This is a genomic window from uncultured Dokdonia sp. (genome assembly GCF_937910895.1).
Taxonomy (GTDB): Bacteria; Bacteroidota; Bacteroidia; order Flavobacteriales; family Flavobacteriaceae; genus Dokdonia.
Map to the genome: position 1 here is coordinate 20,427 of NZ_CALEMI010000065.1, position 6,719 is coordinate 27,145.

Sequence of the window (6,719 nt, forward strand, 5' to 3'; positions counted from 1 at the left end):
TTTCTAATTAATTTTTATCATTATGAAAAAAATGCTACTCATCTTATCACTACTAAGTGCTTTTATAGGGTCCTCACAATGTACGGATCCTGTACTGACGGATTTTGAGTGTGGAACTCCATCCCACCCATTTTCTGGAGGCGTTACTGTAGGCACTATAGCAAATCCATTTCTAGGGGGCATTAATACAAGCGCAAATGTAGGAGAGGCTACAGATGATGGAACGGAGCCGTTTGACGCAGTGATCATTGACTATGGAGCGCCTATTGACCTCGCTACAAATCCAATATTCCATATCAAAATCTATACAGAAATCACAACACCCATTCCTTTTGTGGCAAAAGTGGAAGGAGGAACCACTCCGCTAGAGATTTTAACTTCAATCGATGACTCAGACCAATGGATGGAGTACACTTTCGACTTTTCTTCTGTGGCAAATAATGGGAATACAACTTTAGTCTTATTCTTCAATTTCAATCAAACGAATGGTACAACAACAGACACTTATTACATAGATGATATGTTTTTTGGAGCTCCACCTACAATATGTTCGGATCCCATTCTGACAGATTTTGAATGTGATATCCCTTCCCATCCTTTCACAGGAGGAGTGATGGTAGACAACATTGCCAACCCGTTTTCTGGTGGTATTAATACCAGCGCAAATGTGGGTGAGGCCACGGACAATGGTACAGAGCCTTTTGACGCAGTGATCATCGACTATGGAGCGCAAATTGATCTGACTACAAATCCAATATTCCATATCAAAATATATACAGAGCTCACCACACCCATTCCTTTTGTAGCAAAAGTGGAAGGCGGAACGACTCCATTAGAAGTCTCCACCACGATCGATGATACAGACCAATGGGCAGAATATACCTTTGACTTTTCTTCAGTAGCTGATAGCGGTAATACACGCTTGGTACTTTTCTTCAACTTTAACCAATCAAATGGGACGACAACAGACACCTATTATATAGACGATATGTTCTTTGGACCTCCACCCACAATGTGCTCGGACCCTATCCTGACGGATTTTGAATGTGATATCCCATCGCATCCCTTTACAGGAGGAGTGATGGTAAACACTATTGCTAATCCATTTCTTGGTGGTGCCAACACCAGCGCAAGTGTTGGAGAGGCCACAGACAATGGAACGGAACCTTTTGACGCTATAATCGTCGACTATGGATCGCCTATTGACCTAACTACAAATCCAATATTTCATATCACAGTATATACAGAACTTACAACTCCAATCCCTTTTGTCGCAAAGGTAGAGGGCGGTACAACTCCACTTGAAATCTCTACGACAATCGATGTCTCAGACCAATGGATGGAATTTACCTTCGACTTCTCTTCTGTTGCTGACAGCGGAAATACAACCCTAGTCATATTTTTTAATTTCAATCAATCTAATGGGACTACTACAGACACGTATTACATCGATGACCTATTCTTTGGCCCCTCCAATATAAACACATTTACGTATGTAGACGATGCGACAGGATGGATGCCTAATGATCCAAGTGATAGCTCCAACCCATCTACGGTAGATGATGATGTTCTCGTAATTGCTGGTACAGCAACGCTCACAGAAAATCTTGTCGCAAATAATGTTTCTATTGAAACAGGAGCTGTATTAAATGCTCAGGGCATAAATGTATCTACATCCTTATCGAGCGCTGGTACAACTAATATATTTGGAACATTAATACCCAACAGCGCTCAAATAAGTTCAAGCGGTAGTTTGATATTGAAGAGTACTGCTATGGGGACGGCTACTGTAGCTGATGCATCAATGGCAACCTTTAATGACAATATTACTGTAGAACGATATATTCCTGCCTCAAATAGAGCTTTTAGATTACTTTCTACACCCGTGGAAGGTGCTGGAGCTATCAGTGAGAACTGGCAAAATAACACACATATTACAGGTGCAGGAGGAAGTACAAACGGTTTTGATCAAACGGCAACAAATGCACCCTCTATGTTTACGGTTAATGAACAGAGTATTCCAGCCAGCTACGAGGCTATAAGTTCTACAACTGAAACAACGTTAAATCACGGTACTGGATATTTAATACTCATAAGAGGAGATCGATCTATAGACTTGACAAATAATGACGATACACCCACTGAAACAACACTAAGTTCTTCTGGTAGCTTATTTACAGGTACACAATTTCTTGGACCAAGTGTATTGAATCAGGGAGATTTTCAAGCTGGTGGAAATGGTTCTTCATTAATAGCAAATCCGTATCAAGCACCAGTGGATATGGAAAAAGTTTTAAATACATCATCCCAAATAAATCAAGAATTCATTCACGTTTATGACCCTACATTAGGAGATCGTGGTGCCTTTGTAACCGTTGGTTTCGGTGATGAGGCTGATGGTAGCAACGACGACACAAACTTTACTTTTGGATCAAATTCAGGAAACGATGCTTCGCCAACAACGGCTACTCGTTTTTTGCAGCCAGGAAGTGCAGTCTTTGTGAACACTATTAATCCAGGTGTTGATGGGAATGCATCACCGTCCATAACCTTTAACGAAAGTGACAAAGCTATTGATAATCAAAACTCTGGACCTTTTAGGACAAGTGCAACTAGATCAGAATCAGATGATAAACGTATCAATATTACTTTATATGACACTGAATCGCTCACAACAGGAGGAACACCACGGGATGGTCTGACCATTAGGTTTTCCGAGGAGTATAGCAATACTATTGAAATGACCGATGCTTATAAAGCGTTCAATCTTGATGAGAATTTTTCTAGTCACATCGACGGAAATGATTTCAGTATCCAAAGTCGCGCTTTACCATTGGTTAATGAGCAAGTCGCACTTTCTATATCGGACTTTAGGACGTTTGATTATACATTTAAAGCTCAAATCAATGGATTTGATAATATGAACGTTTACTTGGTTGATAACTACAGTGGAATACAGTCTTTAATCGAAAACAACGAAGAAACGCAAATTCAATTTTCGGTTAATCCCGATCAAGCTCTAAGTGTTGCTTCAGACCGTTTCAATATTCTTTTTGAAGAAAAGGTATTAGGAATTGATAACAATCTTGCGAGCAACTTTACTATGTACCCTAATCCAGTAAGACAAGGTCAATTGTCTGTACAGATTAGCAATTTAGAACTGACCGATGGATCCCTATCGCTTTATAATATGTTAGGACAAAAAGTTTCAACTACAGATTTAGATGCTAATGCATTGAGGGTAAGCATAGATGTATCAAACCTAAACAGTGGAGTGTATATCATCAAGTTATCGGCAAATGGAACAGCCACATCACAACTTTTGATAATTCAATAATTAAAACCATATAGTTTATGTTCTCTAAAAACAATTATCTAAAGACATGTCTGGTCATTGCTTTTTTTTTCATAGTAATCCTAGATTCTGATCTTTTTGCACAAATTATATTACCCAATGATGGTGACGTTGATGATGTCCCTGTCGCGCCTATTAATGGTTTGATAGGATTGGCAATAGCTGTCGGCTCTTATTTGGGATTTAAAAAGTTAAATGAAGATTAGCCAATTTATGGGTATGAATACTTTATTCATACTCATAAATAACACATTTGATTTATCTGATATATTCTGGATCAATTACAAGGCTTTCAGAATAAACCACAAAATTTAAAAGGCAAATAGATTGTGTAACATTGAAATTAAAGGGATTGCTCCCCAAAGAAAGTTTGTCATCTGAAATAGATAGTATAGGCAGTTCTATCAAGAATAAAACCACTATGCAATCTTGAATAAATAAAAATACAGTAGGAATTTTAATTATATTATTATGAAAAAAATAGCACTCATACTTTCATTACTAACGGCCTTTATAGGATCCTCTCAATGTACAGACCCAGTTCTGACAGATTTTGAGTGTGGAACCCCATCTCATCCTTTTTCTGGGGGAGTAGTCGTTACTAATATTGCAAACCCTTTTAGTAGTGGTATCAATACAAGTGTAAACGTAGGTGAAGCAATAGATAATGGCACAGAACCCTTTGACGCACTGATTGTAGATTATGGAGCACCTATTGATTTGACCACAAACCCAATATTCCATATCAAAGTATATACAGAACTTACAACTCCAATCCCTTTTGTCGCAAAAGTAGAAGGTGGCACTACACCCCTAGAGATCTCCACCACTATAGATGTATCAAATGAGTGGACAGAGTTTACTTTTGATTTCTCTTCTGTGGCAGACAGTGGAAATACAACCCTAGTCGTATTCTTTAATTTTAATGAAACAGATGGTACTACTACAGATACTTATTACATAGATGATCTTTTCTTTGGACCTGCAGATATTGAAGAAACAATGTGTGAGGATCCTATTATTACTGATTTTGAATGTGATTTACCTTCACATCCTATAACTGGTGATTTAACAACGATCATAAATCCATTTATAGAAGGTAGCAATACAAGTGCCAATGTGGGTGAATATACAGACAATGGTACAGAAACCTTTGATAATATTGCTGTTAACTATACCACACCAATTGACTTGACAACTAATAACAAGCTACGCGTGAAAATATATACAACCCAAACTACTAATTTATTAGTGAAGCTAGAAGGCGGAACTTCTGAACCAGTAGAATTAGGAAATGTGGGAGATGCGGGAGATAATATTGACGTAATCAATGCTTGGAAAGAGTATGAATTTGACTTTAGTGACCAAGCAGGAGAAAATCACGAGCGTTTAGTCTTATTTTTTAATGCTGGCAATGAGCAACCCGACCCTGAAATATTTTTTATCGATGACTTAAGATGGGATTCAGAATCCTTAAGCGTCAGTGAAGTGGCAGAGAATACAACCTTTAGTGTTTATCCAAACCCTTCAGATAATATGATTAACATTAAATCAATTACTCAGGTTATTGATTTTGAGATATATGACCTTTCGGGAAAATGTGTACTGAAAAACAATAGAGAAAACATAAATATTTCAGCTATTAATATCTCAACATTATCAACTGGGATATATTTTCTAACATTAAGATCATCTTCGATTTCGCAAACAATAAAAGTCGTCAAGAAGTAATTCACTAAAAAAATAAGCAATGATTAAATCTAGAATTTACAAACTAAGTCTTTTAATGTGTATTCTTATTTTAAGTATATCATGTGAGGAAGACCTACAAGAGTTTGAGCTTTTAACTACGGTTCCTTGTGACGAGACAGATGTAGTAGAGAATCCGCTGATCATTTCGGATTTTGAATGTCAAGCAAATGTTGATATAGAAAATGTAACAACCGTACGAAACCCAACAGAAACTGGAATAAATACCTCTTTATTTGTAGGACAATATACGGATGGATCTAGTGGTACAGATGGTATTACCATAAACTATGGAGGAATTAATCTTTCCGAAACCGCCCTTTTTAAATTTAAGGTTAATTCTGATATAACAGGATCTTTAGTCGTTAGATTACAAGGGAGTAATTCTGAGCCAGCAGAACGTACAAGTACTGTATTTGGTAATGATGGCTGGAGTCAACAAGAACTAGATTTTAGCGAATTTGAAGATGGTAGTTTCACTCAAATTGTAATTGTATTTAATGCTGGTGTAGAAACAACTGGAGATGATATATATTACATAGACGATTTATTATTTGAAGAAGCTATAGATCCCTGTGAGGATATAGAAGAAGACCCTAGTATTATTAGTGACTTTGAATGCCAACAGAATTATTTTTTAGGCGATCCAGACCAGGAAGCAACCGCAGTTCCCGTAGTATCCAATCCAAGTCCAAGTGGTATAAATACAAGTGCCTTTGTGGGAGAATTTACGGACAACGGGACTGAACCTTTTGATAATTTGTTGATTGATTTTGGTGAAGTTATTGACCTTTCACAAAACGCACAGTTTAACATAAAAGTCCGTTCTGGAATTGCGGGACAAGTGATTGCAAAATTAGAGGGTGGAACTACAGAAGTTGAAAGAACAGCAACCATACAACAAACCAATCAATGGACAGAGTTGACCTTTGACTTTACAACGGCTCAAGATGCAGGAAATACGAGGCTTATAGTATTCTTTAATGCTGGGGCAACTAATGGAACAGAAACAGACATTTATTTTATAGATGAATTAAGGTTTGTACCTTTTATAGAAGAGTGTGAAGGAGTTACTCCAGATCTCTCAATCATTAGTGATTTTGAATGTCAACAAAATTATCAGTTAGGTAATGATACAGTTCCAGCGGTTGATAACCCTAGTATGAATGCTATTAATATGAGTAGTACCGTAGGTAGATATGTTGATAATGGTACCGAGCCTTTCGACAGCATAATAATCGATTTAGGACAAGATTTTGATCTATCTCAAAATGCTCAATTAAATATTAAAGTCTTATCAACGATGCAAGCTCCTCTGCTAGCTAAGCTGGAGGGGGGCATGGTGGAGCCCACAGAGATTAATACAACCATAAATGTATTAAATGAATGGAGCAATTACACCTTTGACTTCTCTGAGGCTATAGGAGATGGTAATACTCAACTCGTATTATTTTTTAATGCTGGCCAGAATGATGGAACAATAGAAGATATCTATTTTATAGATGATATTCTTTTCTTGGACACTGGATGTTCTGAAATTGTAGAAAATTGTGAGGGTGTTGAAGAAGATTTATCAATCATAAATGATTTTGATTGTCAACAAAATTATGCTTTT

Annotated in this window: 4 protein-coding genes; all 4 read left to right on the forward strand. The window is 37.1% G+C overall.

Annotation, left to right across the window (positions count from 1 at the left end):
- Nucleotides 1-22: 22 nt before the first annotated feature.
- Complete coding sequence (locus Q0505_RS07875; RefSeq protein WP_299211023.1) at nt 23-3,337, forward strand: T9SS type A sorting domain-containing protein; 3,315 nt, start codon at nt 23-25, stop codon at nt 3,335-3,337.
- A gap of 17 nt (nt 3,338-3,354) precedes the next feature.
- A complete protein-coding gene (locus Q0505_RS07880) occupies nt 3,355-3,561 on the forward strand; it encodes a hypothetical protein (protein ID WP_299211029.1) in 207 nt (68 codons plus the stop codon).
- Between the two features lie 265 nt (nt 3,562-3,826).
- The gene (locus Q0505_RS07885) at nt 3,827-5,086 is read left to right on the forward strand and encodes a T9SS type A sorting domain-containing protein (protein ID WP_299211032.1); all 1,260 of its coding nucleotides are present in this window, start codon (nt 3,827-3,829) and stop codon (nt 5,084-5,086) included.
- A 19-nt stretch (nt 5,087-5,105) separates the two neighbouring features.
- The coding region (locus Q0505_RS07890; RefSeq protein ID WP_299211035.1) for a hypothetical protein at nt 5,106-6,719 on the forward strand (1,614 nt) is incomplete at its 3' end.